Below are 1375 nucleotides of genomic sequence, written 5' to 3'. Positions count from 1 at the left end.
CGCCCCATCCGGTGCCGTCCGCCGCCGCCGAGAACGCCTTGCACCGACCATCCGGGGAGAGACCCCGTTGGCGCGAGAATTCCAGGAACGTGACCGGGGTGGACATCACCGTCACCCCTCCGGCGAGTGCCATCGAGCACTCGCCGGCATGTAGCGCCTGGCAGGCGAGATGGAGAGCGACCAGTGATGACGAGCATGCGGTGTCGATGGAAACAGCCGGGCCCTCCAGCCCGAACGAGTAGGCGATCCGTCCAGAGGCGATGCTCGTCGAGGCGCCCGTCAAGAGATAGCCGTCCAGAGCATCGGTCGCGCCCTGCATATGGGTGGCGTGGTCCTGGCCGTTGAGGCCGGTGAAGACCCCTACCCGGCTCTCTCGGAGCGTATCGGCGTCAATGTTCGCCTGCTCGATGGCCTCCCATGAAGTTTCGAGGAGAAGCCGGTGTTGAGGGTCCATGGCGAGGGCTTCCTTCGGGCTGATCTCGAAGAAGTCGGCGTCGAAATCAGCTGCTTGGTAGAGGAAGCCACCCAGGCGTGTGTATGTCGTCCCGGGTGAGTCCGGGTCCGGGTCGTACAGGCTGTCCGTGTCCCAGCCTCGGTCCGCTGGAAAGTCGCTGATCACATCCTGTTCGGATGCGAGGAGGTCCCAGAGATCTTCAGGGCTTTGGACTCCGCCGGGGAATCGGCATGCCATACCGATGACCGCGATCGGATCGTGTTCGGCCGAGACTGATGCAGACGGCAGCGCCGGCCTGTTCTCGGTGCTCGGGGCGGCGTGGACACCGCTGGCGCTGAGTTCTGTGATCAGGAATTCGGTGAGCTTCCGAGGCGTGGGATGGTCGAAGACCAGGGTGGTAGGCAGCTGCATTGCAGTGGACTTGGCGAGCCGGTTGCGGAACTGCACGGCGGACAGGGAGTCGAACCCGAGCTTCTTGAACGAGACGTCTTCCGGGACGCCGCCAGCACCTTCGTGTCCGAGTGTCTCCGCTGCTTGTTCGCGGACGAAGTCGAGCAACGTCTGGCGCTGCTGACTGGAACTCTGGATGGCCAACCGGCGGCGTAGCTCCGCATTGTCCCCCTGGGCGAGCACGGCAGCGGAGTGTCTGCTGGAACGCCGGGTCTCAGGAATCTCCTCGAAGAACGGAGGAGCTTCGTCAGCGTGGGTCAGCGCGAAGGTCGGCCAGTCGATGTCCGCCATGACGACGGTGGGAGACGGGTGGTTGACGGCTAGCTCGAAGGCGGCCAGGGCGAGTCTTGTGGGCATCGGTGGCAGCCCGTGACGCCGCATGTGCCCGGTGATCTCGGCGTTGGCCAATCCCCCTTCTTCCCAGAGTCCCCAGGCGATGGAGGTGGTGGGGAGTCCTTGGGTGTGGCGGTG

1 protein-coding gene is annotated in these 1375 nt (G+C 64.9%); it reads right to left on the bottom strand.

The window, feature by feature from the left end:
- The coding region (locus I5Q34_RS35930) for a beta-ketoacyl synthase N-terminal-like domain-containing protein (protein WP_307811770.1) at positions 1-1312 on the bottom strand (1312 nt) is incomplete at its 3' end.
- Positions 1313-1375: the final 63 nt, after the last annotated feature.

The organism is Streptomyces sp. AV19 (genome assembly GCF_015999245.1).
In the GTDB taxonomy this organism is placed as follows: domain Bacteria; phylum Actinomycetota; class Actinomycetes; order Streptomycetales; family Streptomycetaceae; genus Streptomyces.
This window is presented reverse-complemented; position numbering and strand designations above follow the sequence as displayed.